At 59.2% G+C, this 25,784-nt stretch carries 22 protein-coding genes; 20 read left to right on the top strand and 2 right to left on the bottom strand.

Annotated features, from left to right (window positions below; all coding sequences use genetic code 11):
• Window positions 1–19: 19 nt before the first annotated feature.
• From bamA to QOL81_RS22295, 17 genes are all read left to right on the top strand, one after another.
• Window positions 20–2,446, top strand: a complete 2,427-nt coding sequence (gene bamA, locus QOL81_RS22215) for an outer membrane protein assembly factor BamA (RefSeq protein WP_060423070.1) — start codon at window positions 20–22, stop codon at window positions 2,444–2,446.
• A 156-nt stretch (window positions 2,447–2,602) separates the two neighbouring features.
• Window positions 2,603–3,100 carry a molecular chaperone Skp gene (gene skp, locus QOL81_RS22220; protein ID WP_004931958.1) on the top strand — a complete coding sequence of 166 codons (498 nt, stop codon included), beginning with the start codon at window positions 2,603–2,605 and terminating at the stop codon, window positions 3,098–3,100.
• Window positions 3,101–3,103: 3 nt separating this feature from the next.
• Window positions 3,104–4,126, top strand: a complete 1,023-nt coding sequence (gene lpxD, locus QOL81_RS22225) for a UDP-3-O-(3-hydroxymyristoyl)glucosamine N-acyltransferase (RefSeq protein WP_060441358.1) — start codon at window positions 3,104–3,106, stop codon at window positions 4,124–4,126.
• A 160-nt stretch (window positions 4,127–4,286) separates the two neighbouring features.
• Window positions 4,287–4,742 (top strand): 3-hydroxyacyl-ACP dehydratase FabZ, encoded by a 456-nt coding sequence (gene fabZ, locus QOL81_RS22230; protein WP_004931962.1) that lies wholly within the window; start codon window positions 4,287–4,289, stop codon window positions 4,740–4,742.
• Window positions 4,743–4,745: 3 nt separating this feature from the next.
• On the top strand, window positions 4,746–5,534 hold the full coding sequence (gene lpxA, locus QOL81_RS22235; protein WP_025304029.1) for an acyl-ACP--UDP-N-acetylglucosamine O-acyltransferase: 789 nt from the start codon (window positions 4,746–4,748) through the stop codon (window positions 5,532–5,534).
• Window positions 5,535–5,537: 3 nt separating this feature from the next.
• The gene (gene lpxB, locus QOL81_RS22240; RefSeq protein WP_033635734.1) at window positions 5,538–6,686 is read left to right on the top strand and encodes a lipid-A-disaccharide synthase; all 1,149 of its coding nucleotides are present in this window, start codon (window positions 5,538–5,540) and stop codon (window positions 6,684–6,686) included.
• The gene (gene rnhB / locus QOL81_RS22245; RefSeq protein ID WP_033654126.1) at window positions 6,683–7,276 is read left to right on the top strand and encodes a ribonuclease HII; all 594 of its coding nucleotides are present in this window, start codon (window positions 6,683–6,685) and stop codon (window positions 7,274–7,276) included. The genes lpxB and rnhB overlap by 4 nt, the downstream gene beginning before the upstream one ends.
• A gap of 82 nt (window positions 7,277–7,358) precedes the next feature.
• Entirely contained in the window at window positions 7,359–10,847 is a 3,489-nt protein-coding gene (gene dnaE, locus QOL81_RS22250; protein WP_019455764.1) for a DNA polymerase III subunit alpha, read from the top strand.
• 12 nt (window positions 10,848–10,859) lie between these two features.
• The gene (accA, locus tag QOL81_RS22255) at window positions 10,860–11,819 is read left to right on the top strand and encodes an acetyl-CoA carboxylase carboxyl transferase subunit alpha (protein WP_019455765.1); all 960 of its coding nucleotides are present in this window, start codon (window positions 10,860–10,862) and stop codon (window positions 11,817–11,819) included.
• Between the two features lie 111 nt (window positions 11,820–11,930).
• The gene (locus tag QOL81_RS22260; RefSeq protein WP_060441361.1) at window positions 11,931–14,075 is read left to right on the top strand and encodes a lysine decarboxylase LdcC; all 2,145 of its coding nucleotides are present in this window, start codon (window positions 11,931–11,933) and stop codon (window positions 14,073–14,075) included.
• A 104-nt stretch (window positions 14,076–14,179) separates the two neighbouring features.
• Window positions 14,180–14,569, top strand: coding sequence for a VOC family protein (locus QOL81_RS22265; RefSeq protein WP_060388405.1), 390 nt, complete (start codon window positions 14,180–14,182; stop codon window positions 14,567–14,569).
• An 89-nt stretch (window positions 14,570–14,658) separates the two neighbouring features.
• Window positions 14,659–16,212, top strand: coding sequence for a lysine decarboxylation/transport transcriptional activator CadC (gene cadC, locus QOL81_RS22270; protein WP_060429307.1), 1,554 nt, complete (start codon window positions 14,659–14,661; stop codon window positions 16,210–16,212).
• A gap of 369 nt (window positions 16,213–16,581) precedes the next feature.
• A complete protein-coding gene (gene cadB, locus QOL81_RS22275; RefSeq protein WP_033649814.1) occupies window positions 16,582–17,925 on the top strand; it encodes a cadaverine/lysine antiporter in 1,344 nt (447 codons plus the stop codon).
• Window positions 17,926–18,020: 95 nt separating this feature from the next.
• On the top strand, window positions 18,021–20,159 hold the full coding sequence (gene cadA, locus QOL81_RS22280) for a lysine decarboxylase CadA (protein ID WP_033649815.1): 2,139 nt from the start codon (window positions 18,021–18,023) through the stop codon (window positions 20,157–20,159).
• Window positions 20,160–20,227: 68 nt separating this feature from the next.
• Window positions 20,228–21,679 (top strand): dipeptide permease DtpD, encoded by a 1,452-nt coding sequence (dtpD, locus tag QOL81_RS22285; protein WP_033635723.1) that lies wholly within the window; start codon window positions 20,228–20,230, stop codon window positions 21,677–21,679.
• Window positions 21,680–21,735: 56 nt separating this feature from the next.
• Window positions 21,736–23,067, top strand: coding sequence for a tRNA lysidine(34) synthetase TilS (gene tilS, locus QOL81_RS22290; protein WP_197757705.1), 1,332 nt, complete (start codon window positions 21,736–21,738; stop codon window positions 23,065–23,067).
• Window positions 23,067–23,381: a c-type cytochrome gene (locus QOL81_RS22295; protein WP_033649818.1), complete on the top strand. Its 315-nt coding sequence runs from the start codon at window positions 23,067–23,069 to the stop codon at window positions 23,379–23,381. The genes tilS and QOL81_RS22295 overlap by 1 nt, the downstream gene beginning before the upstream one ends.
• A gap of 50 nt (window positions 23,382–23,431) precedes the next feature.
• Here the strand turns inward: QOL81_RS22295 and rof are convergent, their stop codons facing one another.
• Window positions 23,432–23,695 (bottom strand): Rho-binding antiterminator, encoded by a 264-nt coding sequence (gene rof, locus QOL81_RS22300; RefSeq protein ID WP_004931991.1) that lies wholly within the window; start codon window positions 23,693–23,695, stop codon window positions 23,432–23,434.
• Window positions 23,682–23,882, bottom strand: coding sequence for a YaeP family protein (locus QOL81_RS22305; protein WP_004931993.1), 201 nt, complete (start codon window positions 23,880–23,882; stop codon window positions 23,682–23,684). Before QOL81_RS22305 ends, rof begins: the two co-directional genes overlap by 14 nt.
• Before the next feature lie 214 nt (window positions 23,883–24,096).
• On the opposite strand from QOL81_RS22305, the gene QOL81_RS22310 reads away from it, so the two are divergent.
• Genes QOL81_RS22310 through nlpE form a run of 3 tightly spaced genes read left to right on the top strand, consistent with a single transcriptional unit; the run spans window position 24,097 to window position 25,775 of the window.
• Window positions 24,097–24,645, top strand: a complete 549-nt coding sequence (locus QOL81_RS22310) for a YaeQ family protein (protein WP_060423089.1) — start codon at window positions 24,097–24,099, stop codon at window positions 24,643–24,645.
• Between the two features lie 3 nt (window positions 24,646–24,648).
• Window positions 24,649–25,062, top strand: coding sequence for an alternative ribosome rescue aminoacyl-tRNA hydrolase ArfB (gene arfB, locus QOL81_RS22315; RefSeq protein ID WP_028127523.1), 414 nt, complete (start codon window positions 24,649–24,651; stop codon window positions 25,060–25,062).
• A 29-nt stretch (window positions 25,063–25,091) separates the two neighbouring features.
• Window positions 25,092–25,775 (top strand): envelope stress response activation lipoprotein NlpE, encoded by a 684-nt coding sequence (gene nlpE, locus QOL81_RS22320; protein ID WP_169318710.1) that lies wholly within the window; start codon window positions 25,092–25,094, stop codon window positions 25,773–25,775.
• Window positions 25,776–25,784 lie beyond the last annotated feature (9 nt).

Raw genomic sequence — 25,784 nt, forward strand, 5'->3', positions numbered from 1 at the left:
GGAAGAACGCATAACAACGATGGCGATGAAAAAGTTGCTCATAGCGTCGCTGCTGTTTGGCAGCGCCACCGTATACGGTGCAGACGGGTTCGTAGTGAAAGATATTCATTTCGAAGGCCTGCAGCGAGTCGCCGTCGGTGCGGCGTTACTCAACATGCCGGTTCGCGTCGGCGATACCGTCACTGACGATGACATCAGTAATACCATCCGAGCCTTGTTTGCCACCGGCAACTTCGAGGACGTGCGCGTACTGCGCGATGGTAATACGTTGATCGTGCAGGTGAAGGAACGTCCTACCATCGCCAGCATCACTTTCTCCGGCAACAAGTCGGTGAAGGATGACATGCTTAAGCAGAACCTGGAAGCCTCCGGCGTCCGGGTGGGCGAGGCGCTCGACCGCACCACGATCTCCAGCATTGAAAAAGGGCTGGAAGACTTCTACTACAGCGTCGGTAAATACAGCGCCTCGGTGAAAGCCGTGGTTACGCCGCTGCCGCGCAACCGTGTCGACCTGAAGCTGGTGTTCACGGAAGGGGTCTCCGCCAAGATTCAACAAATCAACATCGTCGGCAACCATGCCTTCACCAACGACGAACTGATCTCGCGCTTCCAGCTGCGTGATGAGGTGCCGTGGTGGAACCTGGTCGGCGATCGCAAATACCAGAAGCAAAAACTGGCGGGCGATCTCGAAACCCTGCGCAGCTTCTATCTGGATCGCGGCTATGCCCGCTTCAACATCGATTCTACTCAGGTGAGCCTGACGCCGGATAAAAAAGGCATCTACATCACCATCAACATCACCGAAGGCGATCAATACAAGCTTTCCGATGTTGTCGTGAACGGCAACCTGGCCGGCCACTCGGCGGAAGTTGCTCAGATCACCAAGATCGAACCGGGCGAGCTGTATAACGGCAGCAAGGTGACCAAAATGGAAGACAACATCAAAACGATGTTGGGCCGTTATGGTTACGCCTACCCGCGCGTCGGCACTCAGCCGGAGATCAACGACGCGGATAAAACCGTCAAGCTGCACGTCAACGTCGACGCGGGCAACCGCTTCTACGTGCGTCGCATCAAGTTCGAAGGCAACGACACCAGCAAGGATTCCGTACTGCGTCGCGAAATGCGCCAGATGGAAGGCGCCTGGCTGGGTAACGAGCAGGTCGAGCAGGGTAAAGAGCGTCTGAACCGTCTGGGCTACTTCGAAACGGTTGACGTGGAAACCCAGCGCGTGCCGGGCACCGCCGATCAGGTCGACGTGACCTACAAGGTGAAAGAGCGTAACACCGGTACCTTTAACTTCGGCGTCGGTTACGGCACCGAGAGCGGCGTCAGCTTCCAGGCCGGCGTGCAGCAGGACAACTGGTTGGGTACCGGCTACTCGGTCGGCATCAGCGGTACCAAGAACGACTACCAAACCTATACTGAACTGTCGGTCACTAACCCGTACTTCACCGTTGACGGTGTGAGCCTGGGCGGCCGCGTGTTCTACAACGACTTTAAAGCGGATAATGCGGATCTGTCGGACTACACCAACAAGAGTTACGGTGTCGACGGCACGCTGGGCTTCCCGATCAACGAAAACAACTCGTTGCGTACCGGCCTGGGCTACGTCCACAACGGTCTGTCGAACATGCAGCCGCAGATCGCCATGTGGCGTTATCTCGACTCGATGGGCGTGGATGCGAACAAGACTGACCGCGCCAGCTACTCGACGGACGACTTTACCCTGAACCTGGGCTGGACCTACAACAACCTGGACCGCGGCTACTTCCCGACGTCGGGTAACCGCACCACGTTGAACGGCAAGGTCACCATTCCGGGCTCGGACAACGAATACTACAAGGTGACGCTGGACAGCGTTCAGTACGTGCCGATCAACGACGATCGCACCTGGGTGCTGTTGGGCCGTGGCCGTCTGGGTTACGCGGATGGGCTGGGCGGCAAGGAAATGCCGTTCTATGAGAACTTCTATGCCGGTGGTTCAAGCACCGTGCGTGGCTTCCAGTCGAACACCATCGGTCCGAAGGCGGTGTATTACAACTCCAACTCGTACCAGTGCCAGTTCAACGCCGGCAGCACCACCACGCGTCAGAGCATCTGTAGCTCGGATGACGCGGTGGGCGGTAACGCCATGGCGGTGGCCAGCCTGGAGCTGATCACCCCGACGCCGTTCATCAGCGAGAAATACGCCAACTCCGTGCGGACGTCGCTGTTCATCGATGCCGGTACCGTGTGGGATACCAAGTGGAAGAATACTGACGAAACGCTGATGTACGGCGTGCCTGACTACAGTAAAGCGGGCAATATTCGTTCCTCCGCCGGTATCGCGCTGCAGTGGATGTCGCCGCTGGGGCCGTTGGTGTTCTCTTACGCCAATCCGATCAAGAAATACGAAGGCGACAAGTCCGAACAGTTCCAGTTTAACATCGGTAAGACCTGGTAACGGGTCTCGCCTCTGGGCATAACAGTTATTAAGAATCGCAATGGCCAGGCGCCCGCCGGCAGAGGGAGATGATTCTCATTGTTTGGTGGGATAAGTCTGGCAAATTGTGTACTTCAGTGTCATATGACACAAATGGGTGATGGTAAGGAGTTTATAGTGAAAAAGTGGTTGTGTGCCGCAGGCCTCGGTTTAGCAATGGCTGCTTCAGCTGGCGTTCAGGCAGCAGATAAGATCGCTGTCGTTAACGTCTCCAGCATTTTCCAACAGCTGCCGGCCCGCGAAGCGGTCGCTAAACAGCTGGAAAACGAGTTTAAAGGCCGTGCAAGCGAACTCCAGAACATGGAACGTAGCCTGCAGACCAAAATGCAACGTCTGCAGCGTGACGGCGCTACCATGAAAGCCAGCGACCGCAGCAAGTTGGAAAAAGACGTGATGGCACAGCGCGAGCAGTTCTCTCAGAAAGCGCAGGCTTTCGAGCAGGACAACCGTCGTCGCCAGATGGAAGAGCGTAACAAGATCCTGAGCCGTATCCAGGACGCTGTGAAATCTGTTGCCAGCAAAGGCGGTTATGACGTGGTGATCGACGCCAACGCCGTTGCCTATGCAGACTCTTCCAAAGATATCACTGCTGACGTGCTGAAACAGGTTAAATAACACATGCTTTCAATTCGACTGGCTGATTTAGCGCAGCAGTTGGATGCACAATTGCACGGTGATGGCGATCTCGTCATCACCGGCATTGCTTCTATGCATTCGGCACAGCCTGGCCAAATCACGTTTTTGTCAAACAGCCGCTATCAAGAGCAGCTGTCTTCCTGCCAGGCAAGCGCCGTGGTGCTTACCGAAGCGGATTTACCACACTGCCGTACTGCGGCGCTGGTGGTTAAGAACCCTTACCTGACCTACGCGCGCATGGCGCAGCTGATGGACACCACGCCGGCACCGGCGCAGGATATCGCGCCAAGCGCGGTGATCTCGCCTGAGGCGCAGCTGGGGCACAACGTCGCCATTGGGGCGAACGCGGTGATCGAGTCGGGTGCGGTGCTGGGCGATAACGTGGTTATCGGCCCGGGCTGCTTCATTGGCAAACACGCACGCATCGGCGCGGGAACGCGTCTGTGGGCGAACGTCACGATTTATCATGCGGTTGAAATCGGCCAGCGCTGCCTGATCCAGTCCGGCACCGTGATCGGCGCGGACGGTTTCGGCTATGCGAACGAGCGCGGCGAGTGGATCAAAATCCCTCAGTTGGGCACGGTGATTATCGGCGATCGCGTCGAAATCGGCGCTTGCACCACCATTGACCGCGGCGCTTTGGATAACACCCAAATCGGGAATGGTGTTATCATCGACAACCAATGCCAGATTGCACATAACGTCGTGATTGGCGACAATACCGCCGTCGCCGGCGGCGTGATCATGGCCGGCAGCCTGAAAATCGGCCGCTACTGCCAGATCGGCGGTGCCAGCGTGATCAACGGTCACATGGAGATTGCCGACAAGGTTGTTGTTACCGGAATGGGAATGGTTATGCGACCAATCACCGAACCTGGGGTATACTCTTCGGGCATTCCGTTGCAGCCTAACAAGGTTTGGCGTAAAACCGCTGCGTTGGTGATGAATATCGATGAGATCAGCAAGCGCTTGAAAGCTGTCGAACGTAAAGTCGGAAAAGACTAATCATTGCCGCCCGCCCTGGCGGGTACAAAACGAAACGCGTTGGTCGTGAGACCAAAAGCGCAAAGAGATGTTAATTTGCGGCCTGCATGATGATCTCCTTTTGGGGTCAGCGCAGGCCGTGTTGTTGATGCCATCAGTTTTTAGAGACAGGAAGAGTATTTTGACTACTGACACTCATACTCTGGATATTGCAGAAATTTTGGATCTGCTTCCTCACCGTTACCCGTTCTTGCTGGTCGACCGCGTCCTCGAGTTTGAAGAGCACAAATATCTGCGTGCGGTGAAGAACGTATCGGTGAACGAACCGTTTTTCCAGGGCCACTTCCCTGGCAAACCGATTTTCCCAGGCGTATTGATCCTGGAAGCCATGGCGCAGGCCACCGGTATCCTGGCGTTTAAAAGCGTCGGCAAACTGGAGCCGGGCGAGCTGTATTACTTCGCCGGTATCGACGAAGCACGCTTCAAGCGTCCTGTGGTGCCAGGGGATCAGATGGTCATGGAAGTCACCTTCGAGAAAACTCGCCGCGGCCTGACTCGCTTCAAAGGCGTGGCGACCGTTGACGGTAAAATTGTCTGCGAAGCAACCATGATGTGTGCCCGCAGCCGGGAGGCTTAATCCGTGATTGACCAAACCGCCTTTATCCATCCTAGCGCGATAGTCGAAGAAGGCGCCGTGATCGGCGCCAACGTGCATATCGGCCCTTTCTGCTACGTCGGTTCCCAGGTGGAAATCGGCGCCGGCACGGTGCTGAAATCCCACGTGGTGGTGAACGGCATTACCAAGATCGGCTGCGATAACCAGATTTATCAGTTCGCCTCCATCGGTGAAGTGAATCAGGATCTGAAATACGCGGGCGAACCGACGCGCGTTGAAGTGGGCGATCGCAACCGCATCCGCGAAAGCGTCACCATTCACCGCGGCACCGCGCAGGGCACCGGCTTGACCAAAGTGGGCAACGATAACCTGCTGATGGTCAACGTGCACGTTGCCCACGACTGCGTGGTCGGCAATTCTTGCGTGTTGGCCAATAATGCCACGCTGGCGGGGCACGTGGAAATCGACGATCACGCCATCATCGGCGGCATGACGGCGATCCACCAGTTCTGCATTATCGGCGCGCATGTGATGGTAGGCGGTTGTTCCGGCGTCGCTCAGGACGTGCCTCCTTTCGTCATCGCTCAGGGTAACCACGCGACGCCGTTCGGCGTCAACGCGGTCGGCCTGAAGCGTCGCGGTTTCGACAAGGATGAAATGCAGGCGATCCGCAACGCCTACAAGATCCTGTATCGCAGCGAGAAAACGCTGGATGAAGCGAAAGCGGAAATCGAAGCCCTGGCCAAAGAACAGCCGGTGGTGCAGCAGTACCTCGATTTCTTCACCCGTTCCACCCGTGGCATCATTCGCTGAGTTATGTCGAATCGTCCATTGACTATCGGATTGGTCGCCGGAGAAACCTCCGGTGATATTCTCGGCGCCGGTTTGATCCGCGCGCTCAAGGCGCAGATCCCCGACGCGCGTTTCGTTGGCGTCGCCGGCCCGCTGATGCAGGCCGAAGGGTGCGAAGCCTGGTACGAAATGGAAGAGCTGGCGGTCATGGGCGTGGTGGAAGTGCTCGAGCGTTTGCCACGCCTGTTGAAGATCCGCAAGGATCTCACCCGCCGCTTCGGCGAGCTGCGACCGGACGTCTTTGTCGGCATTGACGCGCCGGACTTCAACATCACGCTGGAAGGCCGCCTCAAGCAGCGCGGCATCCGCACCATTCACTACGTCAGCCCTTCCGTGTGGGCCTGGCGGCAAAAGCGCGTTTTCAAAATTGGCAAAGCCACCGATCTGGTGCTGGCCTTTCTCCCTTTCGAAAAAGCGTTTTACGATCGCTTCAACGTGCCTTGCCGGTTTATCGGCCATACCATGGCAGATGCCATGCCGCTGCAACCCGATCGGCTGGCGGCGCGCGCTCAGCTTGGCATCGATCCGCAGGCGCGCTGTCTGGCCTTGTTGCCGGGCAGCCGCGGCGCCGAAGTCGAGATGCTGAGCGCCGACTTCCTCAAAACCGCGCAGTTGCTGCGCACCCGTTATCCCGAGCTGGAAGTGGTGGTGCCGCTGGTCAACGCCAAACGGCGCGAGCAGTTTGAGCGCATCAAGGCGGAAGTGGCGCCGGATCTGACCGTACACCTGCTGAACGGTCAGGGGCGCGAGGCGATGATTGCCAGCGACGCGGCGCTGCTGGCGTCCGGCACGGCGGCGCTGGAGTGCATGCTGGCCAAGTGTCCGATGGTGGTGGGCTATCGCATGAAGCCGTTCACTTTCTGGCTGGCGCAGAAGCTGGTGAAAACGCCTTACGTTTCGCTGCCGAATCTGCTGGCGGGGCGCGAGATCGTCACCGAGCTGCTGCAGCATGACTGCGTGCCGGACAAACTGGCCGCCGCCGTGATGCCGCTGCTTGAAGAGAGCCCGCAAACCGAGGCGCTGAAACAGACTTTTCTTACCTTGCACCAAAGCATCCGTTGCGGTGCGGACGAACAGGCCGCTCAGGCTGTGTTGGAGCTGGCGAAAGCATGATTGAACCCTTTATCTATCCCGCTGCCACGCTGATTGCCGGTGTGGACGAAGTGGGCCGCGGCCCGTTGGTTGGCGCGGTGGTTACCGCCGCCGTGATCCTCGATCCGGCGCAGCCGATCGTCGGGCTGGCGGACTCCAAGAAACTCAGTGAAAAACGCCGCCTGGCGTTGTATGACGAAATCGTCGCCAAGGCGCTCTCCTGGAGCCTGGGGCGCGCCGAGCCGGCGGAAATCGACCAGCTGAACATTTTGCACGCCACCATGCTGGCGATGCAGCGCGCGGTGGCCGGGTTGCATATCGCGCCGGACATGGTTTTAATCGACGGTAACCGTTGCCCGAAGCTGCCGATGCGTTCGCAGGCGGTGGTGAAGGGCGACAGCCGCGTGGCGGAGATCAGCGCGGCCTCCATTCTGGCAAAGGTCACGCGCGATCGTGAAATGGCCGAGCTGGACAGCGAGTTCCCGGACTACGGTTTCGCGCAGCATAAAGGCTACCCGACCGCCCTCCACCTGGAGCGGCTGGCCGCGCTGGGTGCCACCGAGCATCACCGCCGCAGCTTCGCGCCGGTGAAAAGGGCGCTGGCGCTGTAGTCTGCGGGCCTGGTTGACCAGGCTCGACGATAGCATTAACCCGGGCTCAGCCTGCTGAGCCCCTTCAATCAGGTATCTGGAGATGGCCGAACCTCGTTTTATTCACCTGCGCGTCCACAGTGACTACTCCATGATTGATGGATTGGCCAAGACGGCGCCGCTGGTGAAAAGAGCCGCCGCGTTAGCCATGCCTGCTCTGGCAATCACCGATTTCACCAACCTGTGCGGGTTGGTGAAGTTCTACGGCAGCGCGCACGGCGCCGGGATCAAACCGATCATCGGCGCGGATTTTCATGTGCAAAGCGAAGAGCTGGGCGACGAGCTGGCTCAGCTGACGGTGCTGGCCAGCAACAACGAAGGCTACCAGAACCTGACGCTGCTGATTTCCCGCGCCTATCAGCGTGGCTACGGGGCCGCCGGCCCGACCATCGATCGCGACTGGCTGATTGAACATCGTGAAGGGCTGATTCTGCTCTCCGGCGCGCGTCAGGGCGACGTCGGCAAGTTTCTGCTGCGCGGCAACCAGGCGCAGGTGGATCAGTGTCTGGACTTCTACCAGCAGCACTTCCCGGACTGTTACTACCTGGAACTGATCCGCACCGGCCGCCCGGACGAAGAGAACTACCTGCATGCGGCGGTGGCGCTGGCCACCGAACGCGGTTTGCCGGTGGTGGCCACCAACGACGTACGCTTCCTGGTGGAAGACGACTTCGACGCCCATGAGATTCGCGTCGCCATCCACGACGGTTTTACGCTGGACGATCCCAAGCGGCCGCGCAACTACAGCCCGCAGCAATACATGCGCAGCGAAGACGAGATGTGCGAGCTGTTCGCCGACATCCCCGAAGCGCTGCTGAACAGCGTCGAGATCGCCAAGCGCTGCAACGTCACCATTCGCCTCGGCGAATACTTCCTGCCGCAGTTCCCGACCGGCGACATGAGCACCGAGGACTTCCTGGTACTTAAATCGAAAGAGGGGCTGGAAGAGCGTCTCGAGTTCCTGTTCCCCGATCCTGAAGTGCGCGCGCAGCGCCGCCCGGAATACGACGAGCGTCTGGACGTCGAGCTGAAGGTGATCAACCAGATGGGGTTCCCCGGCTACTTCCTGATCGTGATGGAGTTTATCCAGTGGTCGAAGGACAACAACGTGCCGGTGGGGCCGGGGCGTGGCTCCGGTGCCGGTTCGCTGGTGGCCTATGCGTTGAAAATCACCGACCTCGATCCGTTGGAATTCGACCTGCTGTTCGAACGCTTCCTGAACCCGGAACGTGTTTCGATGCCCGACTTCGACGTCGACTTCTGCATGGAGAAGCGCGACCAGGTAATTGAGCACGTGGCGGAGATGTACGGTCGCGAAGCGGTATCGCAGATCATCACCTTCGGTACCATGGCGGCGAAAGCGGTTATCCGCGACGTGGGCCGCGTGCTGGGGCATCCGTACGGCTTCGTTGATCGCATCTCCAAGCTGGTGCCGCCGGATCCGGGCATGACGCTGGAAAAAGCCTTCGCCGCCGAACCGCAGCTGCCGGAAATTTACGAGGCCGACGAAGAGGTCAAGGCGCTGATCGACATGGCGCGCAAGCTGGAAGGGGTGACGCGTAACGCCGGTAAACACGCCGGGGGCGTGGTGATCGCGCCGACCAAAATCACCGACTTCGCGCCGCTGTACTGCGACGCCGAAGGGCACCATCCGGTGACCCAGTTCGACAAGAACGATGTGGAATACGCCGGGCTGGTGAAGTTCGACTTCCTCGGTCTGCGTACCCTGACTATCATCGACTGGGCGCTGGAGATGATCAACGCCCGGCGCGCCAAGACCGGGCTGGAACCGATCGATATCGCCGCCATTCCGCTCGACGACAAGAAAAGCTTCGACATGCTGCAGCGCTCGGAAACCACGGCGGTGTTCCAGCTTGAATCGCGCGGCATGAAAGACCTGATCAAACGTCTGAAGCCCGACTGCTTCGAAGACATGATCGCACTGGTGGCGCTGTTCCGTCCGGGGCCGCTGCAGTCGGGCATGGTGGATAACTTCATCGACCGCAAGCACGGCCGCGAAGAGATCTCCTACCCGGATATCCAGTGGCAGCACGAGTCGCTCAAGCCGGTGCTGGAACCGACCTACGGCATCATCCTGTATCAGGAACAGGTGATGCAGATTGCCCAGGTGCTGGCCGGCTATACCCTGGGCGGCGCGGACATGCTGCGCCGTGCGATGGGTAAAAAGAACCCGGTCGAAATGGCCAAGCAGCGCGGCGGCTTTGAAGACGGCGCAAAATCACGCGGCATCGACGGCGAACTGTCGGTGAAAATCTTCGACCTGGTAGAGAAGTTCGCCGGTTACGGCTTTAACAAATCGCACTCCGCCGCCTATGCGCTGGTGTCGTATCAGACGCTGTGGCTGAAGGCGCACTATCCGGCCGAGTTTATGGCGGCGGTGATGACCGCCGATATGGACAACACCGACAAAGTGGTGGGGCTGGTGGACGAATGCTGGCGCATGGGGCTGAAGATCCTGCCGCCGGACATCAACAGCGGTCTGTATCACTTCCACGTCAACGACGACGGCGAGATCGTTTACGGCATCGGCGCCATCAAGGGCGTGGGCGAAGGGCCGATCGAAGCCATTATCGAGGCGCGCAACAGCGGCGAACAGGGGTACTTCAAAGACCTGTTCGATCTCTGCGCGCGCTCCGACATCAAGAAACTGAACCGCCGCATTCTGGAAAAACTGATCATGTCCGGCGCGTTCGATCGCCTCGGGCCGCACCGCGCCGCGCTGATGAATTCGCTCGGCGACGCGTTGAAAGCGGCGGATCAGCATGCGAAAGCCGAAGCTATCGGCCAGGTAGATATGTTCGGCGTGCTGGCGGAGGCGCCGGAGCAGGTGGAGCAGTCCTACGCCAATATCGCCCCCTGGCCGGAGCAGGTGGTGCTGGACGGTGAACGGGAGACGCTGGGGCTGTACCTGACCGGCCACCCGATCACCCAGTACCTGAAGGAAATCGAACGTTACGCCGGTGGCCAGCGTTTGAAAGACATGCACCCGACGGATCGGGGCAAAATGACCACCGCCGTCGGGCTGGTGGTCGCCGCGCGGGTGATGGTGACCAAGCGCGGCAACCGCATCGGTATCTGTACATTGGATGACCGTTCGGGCCGCCTGGAAGTGATGTTATTCACCGAAGCGTTAGAAAAATACCAGCATTTGTTGGAAAAAGACCGTATCCTTATCGCCAGTGGACAGGTCAGCTTTGATGACTTTAGCGGCGGGCTTAAAATGATGGCCCGCGAGGTAATGGACATCAGTGAAGCCCGGGAAAAATACGCTCGCGGGCTTGCTATCTCGCTGACTGACAGGCAAATTGATGACCAGCTTTTGAACCGTCTCCGTCAGTCGTTGGAACCCCATCGATCGGGGACGATTCCAGTGCATCTCTACTATCAACGGGAAGATGCACGAGCCAAGCTGCGTTTTGGCGCAACCTGGCGCGTGACGCCCACCGACCGCTTGTTGATCGACTTGCGGACGTTGGTAGGCAATGAGCAGGTGGACTTGGAATTTGACTAAAATAGGAATGCTATGAGTCTGAATTTTCTTGATTTTGAACAGCCGATTGCAGAGCTGGAAGCGAAAATTGACTCGCTGACTGCAGTCAGCCGTCAAGACGAAAAATTAGATATTAATCTGGACGAAGAGGTTCAGCGCCTGCGTGAAAAGAGCGTTGAGCTGACGCGCAAGATTTTTGCCGATCTTGGGGCTTGGCAGATTGCCCAATTGGCACGCCACCCGCGCCGTCCTTATACCCTGGATTATATCAAACACATCTTTACCGACTTCGAAGAGTTGGCGGGCGATCGCGCTTACGCCGACGACAAAGCGATCGTCGGCGGTATTGCTCGCCTGGATGGCCGCCCGGTGATGATCATCGGGCACCAGAAAGGCCGTGAAACCAAAGAGAAGATCCGCCGCAACTTCGGCATGCCGGCGCCGGAAGGCTACCGTAAAGCGCTGCGCCTGATGGAAATGGCCGCCCGCTTCAAGATGCCGCTCATCACCTTTATCGACACCCCAGGCGCTTATCCGGGCGTGGGAGCGGAAGAGCGCGGCCAGTCCGAAGCCATCGCGCGCAACCTGCGTGAGATGTCGCGTCTGAATATCCCGGTCATCTGCACCGTCATCGGCGAAGGCGGCTCCGGCGGCGCGCTGGCGATCGGCGTGGGCGATAAGGTGAACATGCTGCAGTACAGCACCTACTCGGTGATTTCGCCGGAAGGCTGTGCTTCCATCCTGTGGAAGAGCGCCGACAAGGCGCCGCTGGCCGCAGAAGCGATGGGCATCACCGCGCCGCGCCTGAAAGAGCTGAAGCTGATCGACTCGGTGATCCCGGAGCCGCTGGGTTCCGCGCACCGTGACGTGCCGGCGATGGCGGCCGCGCTGAAAGCGCAGCTGCTGGCCGATCTGAAAGATCTGGACGGTCTGAACGACGAAGAGTTGCTCAACCGCCGCTACCAGCGTCTGATGAACTACGGCTACTGCTGAGTTCTGTTCTTAGCTGCAAGAAACCGCCTTCGGGCGGTTTTTTTTTGGCTACACACCGCCGGATTTTCGTGGTGTTATAGAGACTTGGCCGTTAACTGACAGGAGCTGCCGATGAATATCATCGCCATCATGGGCCCGACGGGCGTCTACTACAAAGATGAGCCGATCCGCGAGCTCCACGCGGCGCTGGCCGCCATGGGATTCCAGCTGGTGTACCCCAAAAACAGCGGCGACCTGCTGAAGCTGATTGAAGCCAACGCCCGCATCTGCGGGGTGATCTTCGACTGGGACGACTACAGCCTGGAGCTGTGCAGCGAGATCAACGAGCTGAACGAATACCTGCCGCTGTATGCCTTTATCAATACCCACTCTACCTTCGACGTCAGCCTGCATGAAATGCGCATGGTGCTCTATTTCTTCGAGTATGGCCTGAATGCGGCGGATGATATCGCGCAGCGCATCCAGCAGTACACCGCGGAATACATCGACACCATTACGCCGCCGCTGACCAAGGCGTTATTCAACTATGTGCGCGAAGGGAAGTACACCTTCTGCACGCCGGGCCACATGGCCGGCACCGCGTTTCAAAAAAGCCCGGTGGGCTGCCTGTTCTACGATTTCTTCGGCGCCAATACCCTGAAGGCCGACATCTCGATTTCGGTTACCGAGCTTGGTTCGCTGCTGGATCACACCGGGCCGCACCTGGAGGCCGAAGAGTATATCGCGCGCACCTTCAACGCCGAGCAGAGCTATCTGGTCACCAACGGCACCTCCACCGCCAACAAGATCGTCGGCATGTATTCGGCGCCGGCCGGCAGCACGGTGCTGATCGACCGCAACTGCCACAAATCGCTGTGTCACCTGCTGATGATGAGCGATATCGTGCCGATCTATCTGCGCCCGCTGCGCAACGCCTACGGCATCCTCGGCGGCATTCCGCAGCGCGAGTTTACCCGCGAAAGCATCGCCGCGCGGGTGCAGGAGACCCCGAACGCCACCTGGCCGGTGCATGCGGTGATCACCAATTCCACCTATGACGGCCTGCTGTACAACACCGACTACATCAAGCAGACGCTGGAGGTGCCGTCGATCCACTTCGACTCCGCCTGGGTGCCTTACACCAACTTCCATCCGATTTACGACGGCAAAAGCGGCATGAGCGGCGAGCGGGTGCCCGGTAAGGTGATTTACGAAACCCAATCGACGCACAAGCTGCTGGCGGCCTTCTCGCAGGCTTCGATGATTCATATCAAGGGCGATTACGACGAGAGCACCTTCAACGAAGCCTACATGATGCACACCACCACTTCGCCGCACTACGGCATCGTGGCGTCGATGGAAACCGCCGCCGCCATGCTGCGCGGCAATCCGGGGCGCCGCTTGATCAACCGCTCGGTGGAGCGTGCGCTGCATTTTCGCCGTGAAGTGCAGCGGCTGCGCGAGGAGAGCGACAGTTGGTTCTTCGACATTTGGCAGCCGGAAGAGATCGATGAGGCGCAATGCTGGCCATTGGATCCGGACGACAACTGGCACGGTTTTGGCCAGACCGATCGCGATCACATGTACCTCGATCCGATCAAGGTGACGATCCTGACGCCGGGCATGAACGAGCTGGGTACGCTGGAGGAGGAGGGGATCCCGGCGGCGCTGGTGGCGAAGTACCTCGACGAGCGCGGCATTGTGGTGGAGAAGACCGGGCCGTACAATCTGCTGTTCCTGTTTAGCATCGGCATCGACAAAACCAAGGCGATGAGCCTGCTGCGCGGCCTGACCGATTTCAAGCGCGCCTACGATCTCAACCTGCGGGTGAAGAACATGCTGCCGGATCTGTACGCCGAGGATCCGGATTTCTACCGCAACATGCGCATTCAGGATCTGGCCGCCGGCATTCACCGCCTGATTTGCCAACACGATCTGCCGCGCCTGATGCAGCGGGCGTTCGACGTGCTGCCGGAAATGAAGCTGACGCCGCACCAGATGTTCCAGGAGCAGGTGCGCGGCAACGTGGAAACCTGTGAGTTGGATCAGCTGGTGGGCAAGGTGGCGGCCAATATGATCCTGCCGTATCCGCCGGGCGTGCCGCTGGTGATGCCGGGGGAAATGATCACCGAAGAGAGCCGGGCAGTGCTCGACTTTCTGCTGATGCTGTGCTCGATCGGCGAACGCTATCCCGGTTTTGAAACCGACATCCACGGCGCCAAACTGACGGAGGACGGGCGCTATTTGGTGAAGGTGTTGAAGGCCCCGCAGCCGTAATGCATAACACGCCCGGCGGTTTGGAAGATATGCCGGGCGTTCTCATTGACGTCATCACCGCCGCCGGATACCTTGCCTCATCAGACCGAACAGGAGAGGCTGCCATGCTGGCGTTACGTCAGGTACACCATATCGCGATCATTGGCGCGGACTACGCCGCCAGTAAGCATTTTTACTGCGACATTCTCGGATTTACCTTGCTGAGCGAAGTCTACCGCGAGGAGCGCGGCTCCTGGAAAGCCGATCTGGCGCTCAACGGGCAGTACACTATCGAGCTGTTTTCTTTCCCTTCGCCGCCGGCCCGCGTCAGCCGCCCGGAGGCCTGCGGCCTGCGCCATCTGGCGTTCAGCGTTGACGACATTGGCCAGGCCATCGCCCATCTGCAGGCGGCCGGCGTCGCCTGCGAACCGGTACGCGTCGATCCTTATACCCAATCCCGTTTTACCTTTTTCAGCGATCCCGATGGTTTACCGTTAGAATTATACGAGAGTTAACGGCTTAATCGCCTCCCGGCGGCCACAGCCGGGGACGGTTATGCTATGATCGCGCCCTTGCCCTACATGCCTACAGAGTTATTTCCGCCATGCAAGAGCCTGCTTTTCGCGTCGGGGAGTGGCTGGTTACCCCTGCCGACAACACCATCAGCCGCGACGGACGCCAAAAAACGCTGGAACCGCGCCTGATCGATATGCTGTGCTATTTCGCCCGGCATCCCGACGTGGTGCTGAGCCGCGACGAGCTGATCGACAACGTCTGGAAGCGCAATATCGTCACCAACCATGTGGTGACCCAATGTATTTCAGAGCTGCGCAAATACCTGAAAGACGGCGACAGCGACAGCCCGGAATACATTATCACCGTGCCCAAGCGCGGGTATAAGCTGGCGACGTCGGTGATCTGGTGTGAAGAAGGGGAGACGCAACCCGCTCCCGCACAGGCGCCGCAGATCGCGGTGATCATGCATGAGCCGGAAGACGGCAGCGAGGAAGACGAGACGCCGTATGTGCCGCCGCGCCGGACAAGCGCACCGCCTGCCGCGCCCGGCGAAAAGAAGCCGCGTTTTTATCGTCGCTCGACCTTCTGGGTGTGGCTGGCGTTTCTGGCGGCGCTCAGCGTCTGCGTGGCGTTTGTCGGCATCGCCACGCTGTCGCAGCGCGTGCCGGTATCCACCATGCCGGTGCTGCTCAACCCGCGCGATATCGATATTCGCATCCAGGGCGGCGAGAGCTGCAGTAACTGGATGCCGCAGCTCTCTTATGTGGTGGGCGTCAGCGAGCTGATCACCGATTCGCTGAACACCTACTCGACCTTCCTGGTACACGACCAGACCAACTACAACTATTCCGGCCCCAGCAACTCGGGCAAGTCGCTGTATATCGAGTTCGTCAATCAGCGCCACTACCGCGCCCAGCAGTGTTTCCTGTCCGTGCGGCTGGTGGATAACGCCGACAGCTCAGTCATGCTGGACAAGCGTTACTTTATTACCGCCGATAACCAGCTGAAGATCCAGACCGACTTCCTCTCCAGCCTGTCCGCTGCGCTGAAGCAGCCTTGGCCGCCACAGCTGGAGCAGCGCCTGGCGCAGCTGCTGCCCGACAACGGGCCGTTGCTGCAGCGTTTCTACCAGGCGCACCAGTTGCTGATCCACGGCGACGCCGATTCGTTGACCCGCGCCAGCGCCCAGCTGAGCGAGCTGATTAAAAGCGCGCCGAACTTCCATTACCTGCTGGCCGAAAAGGCGCTGGTGGATCTGCTGCGTAATTCTTATCAACCGTTCGACAGCCAGGCCCTGGCGCAATTGCGCGCCGATATCAGCCATCTGGCGACGATCCCCGAATTGAAAAACACGCCAATCATGCAGCAAGTTCTGGCGGTAGATGCATTGACACAGGGGCGCATTGACGAGGCGCACCGGGCGATCGATCTGGGGATTGAATTGCAAATGTCGTGGCTGAATTATGTGCTGCTGGGCAAGGTGTATGAAATGCAGGGGCAGAACCATTTGGCGGCGGATTCTTATATTACCGCATTCAATCTTCGCCCCGGCGAAGACACATTGCATTGGATCACCAATGGCGTATTCCAGACGTCATTGACCAACGTGGTGCCTTATTTAAATAACTATCAGCGCCAATAATTAACCGATATCACGCCGCCATTATTCTCCGGGAATCATGGCGGCGTTATTTATTGGTGAAGGCATGTTGCGTGAATGTATTATTTTGCTGCGCGATATTATTTCTTTTTTGCCGTTTGTTATGCGTCATTAACCTTGTCATATTGTTGTTTTTAAATGATGTTTATCTTTTCTTTAGCTTATCTTTTTATCTTGATGTGTTAATGAAAAACCTCAGGTTATCATTTGTATGATCATGAGCGTAATCTCACTTTATCTTTAGGACTTTATTCCCCCCGATGGTTAGCATCCTGACTATCAAGCCGGCTCATTAAAATCTTTTATTTATGGGTGTGGCTTATAAGAAACGTAAATCAGGAGAAACTGACCATGGCTTCACCCAAGAAAATAGGGCTTATTGCCTGCACCGGCGTCGTCGCCGGTAATATGATGGGGAGCGGGATTGCCTTATTGCCCGCCAACCTGGCGAGTCTCGGATCTATCGCCATCTGGGGATGGGTGATCTCGATTATCGGGGCGATGTCGCTGGCCTATGTGTATGCCCGCCTCGCCACCAAAAACCCGCAGCAGGGCGGCCCTATCGCCTACGCGGGTGAAATTTCCCCGGCCTTCGGTTTCCAGACCGGCGTGCTTTATTACCATGCCAACTGGATCGGTAACCTGGCCATCGGCATTACCGCCGTTTCTTATCTCTCCACCTTCTTCCCGGCGCTGAACAACCCGGTACCTGCCGGCATCGCCTGTATCGCTATCGTGTGGATCTTCACCTTCGTCAACATGCTGGGCGGAACCTGGGTCAGCCGTTTGACCACCCTGGGCCTGGTGCTGGTGCTGATCCCGGTGATCGTGACTGCCACCGTCGGCTGGCACTGGTTTGACGCCGCCACCTATCAGGCTAACTGGAATACCTCCGGCACCACCGACAGCCATGCGGTCATCAAAAGTATCCTGCTGTGCCTGTGGGCGTTTATCGGCGTGGAATCCGCAGCGGTCAGCACCGGCATGGTGAAAAACCCGAAACGCACCGTGCCGCTGGCAACCATGCTCGGCACCGGCCTGGCGGGCATTATCTACATCGCTGCCACCCAGGTGATCAGCGGTATGTTCCCGGCGTCTGAAATGGCCGCCAGCGGCGCGCCGTTCGCCATCAGCGCCTCGGCGATTATGGGCAACTGGGCCGCACCGATGGTTTCCGCCTTCACCGCCTTCGCCTGCCTGACGTCACTGGGTTCGTGGATGATGCTGGTTGGCCAGGCCGGGGTCCGTGCCGCCAACGACGGCAACTTCCCGAAAGTGTACGGCGAGCTGGATAAAAACGGCATTCCGAAGAAAGGCCTGCTGCTGGCCGGTTGCAAAATGACCGCGCTGATGGTGCTGATCACCCTGATGAGCTCCGCCGGCGGTAAAGCGTCCGACCTGTTCGGCGAGCTGACCGGCATCGCGGTGCTGCTGACCATGCTGCCTTACTTCTACTCCTGCGTAGACCTGATCCGCTTCGAAGGGGTCAACGTGCGCAACCTGCTGAGCCTGATCGCTTCGGTGTGCGGCTGCGGCTTCTGCTTCATCGCGCTGATGGGCGCCAACTCATTCGAACTGTCCGGCACCTTTATCATCAGCCTGATTATCCTGATGTTCTACGCCCGGAAAATGAATACCCGCCAGGCTGCCAACGCAGCGGCGGTCGATGAAAACACCACGGCCAAAGCGCACTGATTCGCGTCCGCTGACCGACTGAATTTACCCAGCCCCTTTCTTTCCGACCTGTCAGCCGCGACGGGAAGGGGCTTGCTTTGCCAGGAGAAATGCATATGAACGTTATCGCCATCATGAATCACATGGGTGTCTACTTCAAAGAAGAGCCTATCCGTGAACTGCATCAGGCGCTGGAAAGTCTGGATTTCCGCATCGTTTACCCTAACGATCGCGAAGACCTGCTGAAACTGATCGAGAACAACGCCCGTCTGTGCGGGGTGATCTTCGACTGGGACAAATACAACCTGGAGCTGTGCGAAGAGATCAGCCAGCTGAACGAGTACATGCCGCTGTACGCGTTCGCCAACACCTATTCGACGCTGGACGTCAGCCTGAACGATCTGCGCATGCAGGTGCGCTTCTTCGAATATGCGCTCGGCGCGGCAACCGACATCGCCGCCAAGATCAAACAGAATACCGACGAGTATATCGACACCATCCTGCCGCCGTTGACCAAGGCGCTGTTCAAATACGTGCGCGAAGGCAAATACACCTTCTGTACGCCGGGCCACATGGGCGGTACCGCGTTCCAGAAAAGTCCGGTGGGCAGTATCTTCTACGATTTCTTTGGCCCGAACACCATGAAGTCGGATATCTCGATTTCGGTGTCCGAACTGGGATCGTTGCTGGATCACTCCGGCCCGCACAAAGAAGCGGAAGAGTACATTTCCCGCGTGTTCAACGCCGAACGCAGCTATATGGTGACCAACGGCACCTCCACCGCCAATAAGATCGTCGGCATGTACTCGGCGCCGGCGGGCAGCACGGTGCTGATTGACCGTAACTGCCACAAGTCGCTGACTCACCTGATGATGATGAGCGACATCACGCCGATCTACTTCCGTCCGACCCGCAACGCCTATGGCATCCTCGGCGGTATTCCGCAGAGCGAGTTCCAGCGCGCCACCATCGCCAAACGCGTGAAGGAGACCCCGAACGCCACCTGGCCGGTGCACGCGGTGATCACCAACTCCACCTATGACGGCTTGCTGTACAACACCGACTTTATCAAGAACACCCTGGACGTGAAGTCTATCCACTTCGATTCCGCCTGGGTGCCTTACACCAACTTCCACCCGATCTATAAAGGCAAGTGCGGCATGAGCGGCGGCCGTGTGGAGGGCAAGGTGATCTATGAAACCCAGTCTACCCACAAGCTGCTGGCGGCCTTCTCGCAGGCTTCGATGATTCACGTGAAGGGCGACATCAACGAAGAGACCTTCAACGAAGCCTACATGATGCACACCACCACTTCGCCGCACTATGGCATCGTGGCGTCGACCGAAACCGCCGCGGCGATGATGAAAGGCAACGCCGGCAAGCGCCTGATCAACGGCTCTATCGAACGCGCGATCAAGTTCCGCAAAGAGATCAAACGCCTGAAAGTCGAATCCGACGGCTGGTTCTTCGACGTCTGGCAGCCGGAGCATATCGATGAGCCGGAATGCTGGCCGCTGCGCTCCGACAGCGCCTGGCACGGCTTCAAGAACATCGATAACGAACACATGTATCTCGACCCGATCAAGGTCACCATTCTGACGCCGGGGATGAGCAAGGAAGGCGAGATGCAGCCGTTCGGGATCCCGGCCAGCATCGTGGCGAAATACCTCGACGAACGCGGCATCATCGTCGAGAAAACCGGGCCGTACAACCTGCTGTTCCTGTTCAGCATCGGCATCGACAAAACCAAGGCGCTCAGCCTGCTGCGCGCGATGACCGACTTCAAACGCTCGTTCGATCTGAACCTGCGGGTGAAAAACATGCTGCCTTCGCTGTATCAGGAAGCGCCTGATTTCTATGAAAACATGCGCATTCAGGATCTGGCGCAGAACATTCACCGCCTGGTGGAGCAACACAACCTGCCGGACCTGATGTATCGCGCGTTCGAAGTGCTGCCAACCATGGTGATGAACCCGTACCAGGCGTTCCAGAAAGAGCTGCACGGCGAAGTGGAAGAAGTCTATCTGGAAGAGATGGTCGGCAAGGTCAACGCCAATATGATCCTCCCATACCCACCGGGCGTGCCGCTGGTGATGCCGGGCGAAATGCTGACCGAGGAGAGCCGGCCGGTGCTGGAGTTCCTGCAGATGCTGTGCGAAATCGGCGCGCATTATCCGGGCTTTGAAACCGACATTCACGGCGCCTATCGTCAGGCCGACGGACGTTATCGGGTGAAAGTGCTGAAGGCGAAATAACCGCAGCCAATAACAGGGGAGGCGCTCGCGCTTCCCCTTTGTCGTTCACCGACTGATGGGAGACCTCCATGAAAACACCCTCACAGCCGCGCGCAATCTACTATGTCGTAGCCATACAAATTTGGGAATATTTCAGCTTTTACGGCATGCGTGCGTTACTGATTCTCTATCTGACCCACCAACTCGGCTATACCGACAGCCACGCCATCGATCTCTACAGCGCTTACGCTTCGTTAGTTTATGTCACTCCTATTTTGGGCGGCTGGCTCGCCGACCGCCTGCTGGGCAATCGCGTCGCGGTGATTGCCGGCGCGGCGCTGATGACGCTGGGGCATATCGTGCTCGGCCTGAGTGCGGTCTCCGCCCAGTCGCTCTATCTGGCTCTGGCCATCATCATCTGCGGCTACGGCCTGTTCAAATCCAATATCAGCTGCCTGCTGGGCGAGCTGTATCCGGCGCAGGACTCGCGCCGCGAAGGGGGCTTCTCGCTGCTGTACGCCGCCGGCAACGTCGGTTCCATTTTGGCGCCGATCGCCTGCGGGTTGGCGGCCGAGCGCTATGGCTGGCACGTCGGCTTTGCGTTGGCCGGGATCGGCATGTTCGCCGGCCTGGCGATCTTCCTGCTCGGCGGGCGCCACTTCCGCCATACCCGCGGCGTGAATGCACCGCTGATGCGCGCCAAAAGCCTGGGTTTGCCGCACTGGGGTTGGCTGTTGGCGGCGCTGCTGGCATCGCCGCTGTTCTTCACGCTGCTGTTTGTGCACGACTGGGCCGGCTATTTGCTCGGGCTGGTATGCGTGGCGGCGGTGGTGCTGGTGGCGCGCATTATGCTGCGTGCGGACGCCGGCCAGCGCCGGGGGCTGTGGCAGATCGTTGTGCTGATGCTGCTGGGCACGCTGTTCTGGGCTTTCGCCCAGCAGGGCGGCAGCTCCATCAGCCTGTTTATCGATCACTTCGTCGATCGGCGCTGGTTCGGCTGGACGGTGCCGACCGCGCTGTTCCAATCGGTTAACGCCTGCGCGGTGATGCTGGGCGGCGTGGCGCTGGCATGGCTGGCGAGCGGCGACGGTACGGGCGATCGCACGCTGCGCATCTGGTGCAAGTTCGCCTTCGGTCTGCTGTTGATCGGCGTCGGCTTTACGCTGATGGCGCTCAATACGCGGTTGCATGGGCCGGGATCGATGGGGCTGATGATCGCCGGCCTGGCGGTGATGGGCTTCGCCGAACTGTTTATCGATCCGGTGGCGATGGCGCAGATCACCCGGCTGAATATCCCCGGCGCCACCGGCGTACTGACCGGTATCTATATGCTGGCGACCGGCTCGATCGCCAACTACCTGGCGGGCATTATCGCCAATCAGACCGCCGAGGATCATATCGAGGGAGCTGCGATGCAGGCGTATGGCCGCATTTTCGCTCAGATCGGCTGGGGAGCGGCCGGATGCGCGCTGGCGGTGATCGCGGTGCTGGGCGGCTGGTGGTTGCTGACGCGGCGCCAGGCCCGGACGGTTAATGCTTGATTGATGACGGTAGGCGGGGTTAACGTGCAGCTATGTAGAAGTGACAAAGCCTACCGATGAATACTGATCAATTAACGACGCGGGTGGCAGACCAGTTGGGCGCGCAGCAGCGGCTGCTGGTGGCGTTCAGCGGCGGCCTGGATTCCAGCGTACTGCTGCATGTGCTGGCGGCCTTGCGCCGCCAGCGTCCGGCGCTGCAGCTGCGTGCGCTGCACGTGCATCACGGCCTGAGCGCCTTTGCCGACCGCTGGGTTGAGCATTGCCGCAGCCGCTGTGCCGACTGGCAGATCCCGCTGACGGTGACGCACGTGCAGGTGGACGCCCGCCAGGGCGGTATCGAAGCGGCGGCGCGTGCGGCGCGCTATACCGTCTTCAGCGCCGCGCTGACGGAGGGCGAAGCGCTGCTCACCGCTCAACACCTCGACGATCAAAGCGAAACCTTCCTGTTGGCGCTCAAGCGCGGCAGCGGGCCGGCGGGGCTGTCGGCGATGGCGGCACGCGCGGCGTTGGGCGAGCACCTGCTGTTGCGGCCGCTGTTGGGTTGTTCGCGTCAGACGCTGGAAAGCTACGCGCAACGCCACGCCTTAACCTGGATAGATGACGACAGCAATCAGGACACGCGCTTCGATCGCAATTTCCTGCGGCTGCAGGTGCTGCCGCAGCTCAATCAACGCTGGCCGCACTTCGCCTCGGCGGTGGCGCGCAGCGCCGGCCTGTGCGCCGAGCAGGAGCAACTGCTGGACGAACTGCTTGCGGAACCGCTGCAAAACCTGTTGGCGGCGGATCGCTCATTGGCGATTGACGGCCTGACGGACTGTTCGCCGGTGCGGCGCTTCGCCTTGCTGCGGCGCTGGATCGCATTGTTTAACGTCACCATGCCGGCGCGTGAGCAGCTGCAACGCCTGTGGGAAGAGGTGGCGCTCAGCCGGGAGGATGCCGAACCGCAGCTGCAGCTCGGCGCCTATCAGATTCGCCGTTTCCGCGGCCGGTTGCACCTGTTGCCGCCGCTGGCGGCGCTGCGCGATGTGCATCTGCCCTGGCAGCCTGACCAGCCGCTGACGTTGCCGGACGGGCTGGGGCAGTTGATTCCCGGTGAGGGCGAGCTGGTGCTGCGCGCACCGCAGCCATCGCAACAGGTCAGCGTTCGGTTCGGCGGCGTGCAGGGTGCGGTGCGCATCGTGGGGCGCGCCCATTCGCGGCCGATAAAAAAACTGTGGCAGGAGCTGGGTATTCCGCCCTGGCAGCGTGAACGCATCCCGTTGATTTATTATGATGAGCAGCTGATCGCCGCGCTGGGCGTATTCGTCTGTGAAGCGGGGCAGGTGCCGGAAGGCGAACGCCCGTGGCGGCTGCGCTGGGAAAAAAATCATAATAGCGAGGAGCAATGATGAAGTTTGTGGGGATCACGCTGTTGGCCACCGGCCTGTTCAGCCTGCCGGCGTTGGCGGCGGGGGATGCGGCCGCCGGCCAGGCGAAAGCCGCCGCCTGCGCGGCGTGCCACGGCGCGCAGGGCAAGGTGACGGTGCCGATGTACCCGAATCTGGCCGGGCAGAACGCCATGTACCTGCAGCACGCGCTGCAGGCGTATAAGAAAGGGGAGCGCAACGGCGGCCAGGCTGAGGTGATGAAGGCCTATGTGTCGGGGCTGTCGGATGACGATATCGCCGATCTGGCGGCCTTTTACGCCAGCCTGAAGCCTTAAATGACGAGGGCAGCCGTTGGGCTGCCCTGTTGGGATGGGGTTACCGCTGCTCAGTCCGACAGACTGACGACCACGGTACCGATTTCCGGATGACTGAAACTGCTGATATGGTCAAGGCGCAGGTCGCGCTGTTGGCCGTTCTGTTCGATGGTCAGATACTCAACGCGTTTCTTTTGCAGCAGGTCGATCGCCTTGGCCTCGATCACTTCTCCGTCGCGTAACTCCAGCTTCAGAATAAGTTTATGCTGACAGGCGAGTTCCAGGTTGTCGTAGTCATCGCAATTGATGGGTTGGTACTCATCATTCATCAACATAGTCGCTCACCAATAAGTTAGCGGCGGCAAAGGCCGCCTGTTCCCTAACGGAGGACGGTAGCGCGTCGTTCGCTGCGACATCGTCCAATGCCTTTAACGCACAAGCCAGCGCATCAGGCACGTAGCCAAGATCTCCACTGCCAATCTCGGCGTAAGTACGGCGTACTAACTCACAGTATTGTTGCACAGTTTCCTCCCTTAAGAACCTCTGCATCATCAAGACCGCTCTCGCGATGAGGCGCAGGCTCTCGGAGTTTTATCCTATCCTAGACGACTATAGCACAGCTGTTATGGAGTTATCAGCACCCTGGCACGCCTTTCGTTCTGCGCCGGGCCGGGCTGCGCTGGCGGCGTTCGGCACTGATCAAGTACACTGTCGCCGGATAATAACGAGGTCACCCATGGCGCTGAAAGCAACCATTTATAAAGCCGCGGTCAATATCGCTGATATGGATCGTCACTTCTACCACGACGCCACGCTGACGCTGGCGCAACACCCGTCCGAAAACGAGCAGCGTATGATGCTGCGTTTGTTGGCCTGGATCTGCCATGCCAACGAGCGGTTGGTGTTCACCAAAGGGCTGAGCGCCGACGATGAGCCGGAGATCTGGCAGCGCAACGACCACAACGGCCTGGAAATGTGGATCGAGATGGGATTGCCCGACGAGAAGCGTATTCGCAAGGCCTGCAACCAGTCACCGCGCGTGGTGCTGTACGCTTACGGCGAGCGCGCCGCGCACGTATGGTGGCAGGGAATGCAGGGCAAGGTGGCCGGCCACAAGAACCTGAGCGTGCGTTTCCTCGACGACGAACAGCTGGCGCGCCTGACGGCATTGGCCAGTCGCACCATGACGCTGCAGGCGACGTTGCAAGAGGGAACTATTTGGCTGTCCGATGCTCAGAATAGTCTGGAAATCCAGTTTGCCGAGTGGCAGCAGGCACAGGTGTGACCGGTGCTTGAACTGTCAAGAAACGTAGCCATACCGGATAATGAGCTGGAATTGACGGCGATCCGCGCGCAGGGCGCGGGCGGCCAGCACGTGAACAAAACCTCAACGGCGATCCATTTGCGCTTTGACATCCGGGCATCCAGCCTGCCAGAGTATTATAAGGAACGGCTGCTGGCGCTGAATCATCATCTTATTACCGCTGATGGCGTGGTGATTATCAAGGCGCAAGAGTATCGCAGCCAGGAATTGAATCGCGAAGCGGCGTTGGCCAGGCTGGCCGCGCTGATTCGGCAGGCGATGGTGGTGGAAAAAACGCGCAAGGCGACCAAGCCCACGAAAGGGGCCAAACTGCGTCGCCTGGAAGGCAAGGCGCGTAAAGGCGCCACCAAGGCGCTGCGTGGCAAGGTTCGCACTTAGGAATACATGAACACAGTAGGAGAATAACTGTGAAAAAAATTACGGTAGCCCTGTTCCTCGCGGCAGGCGCACTCTCGTTGTTGGGATGCAACAATCATTATCAACCGAAGGAACAACCGCTGCAGCCGATGCCGCAGAGCTATCAAGGGGTGTTGCCTTGCGCCGATTGCGGCGGTCTGGATACGGCGCTGTTCCTGGATGAGGACGGCACCTTCGTGCTGCAGGAAACCTATCGCGGCACCAAAGACGGCGATCAGACCTTTGCCGATTACGGTAAATGGGCGCGCACGGCGGATAAACTGGTGCTGACCGACAGCAACGGCGAAAAACGCTACTTCCGCCCGGTGGGCAAGAGCCTGGAAATGCTGGATCGCAGCGGCGTGCCGATCGAGTCCAAACTGAATTACCGCCTGGATCCGGTTGAGAAGCCGTTGCCTAAAACGCCGATGACGTTGAAAGGCAGCTACACCTATATGGCGGACGCGGCCGTCTTCAAGGACTGCGCGACCGGCAAAACCTTCCCGGTAGACAACAACATCGCGCTGGAGCAAGGTTACGCCAAAGCATATAAGACCGCCGGTGAGCCGGTATTCCTGACGTTCAATGCGCACTTCAGCGTGCAGCCGTCGATGGAGGAAGGTCTGACCGAAAAGGCGCTGGTGCCGGACGGTAAAATCGCGTTCGACCGCAGCAAGAACTGCAGCAGCAAATAAGCGATTTCG

Source organism: Serratia sp. CC22-02, assembly GCF_900182895.1.
GTDB classification, from domain to species: Bacteria; Pseudomonadota; Gammaproteobacteria; order Enterobacterales; family Enterobacteriaceae; genus Serratia; species Serratia nevei.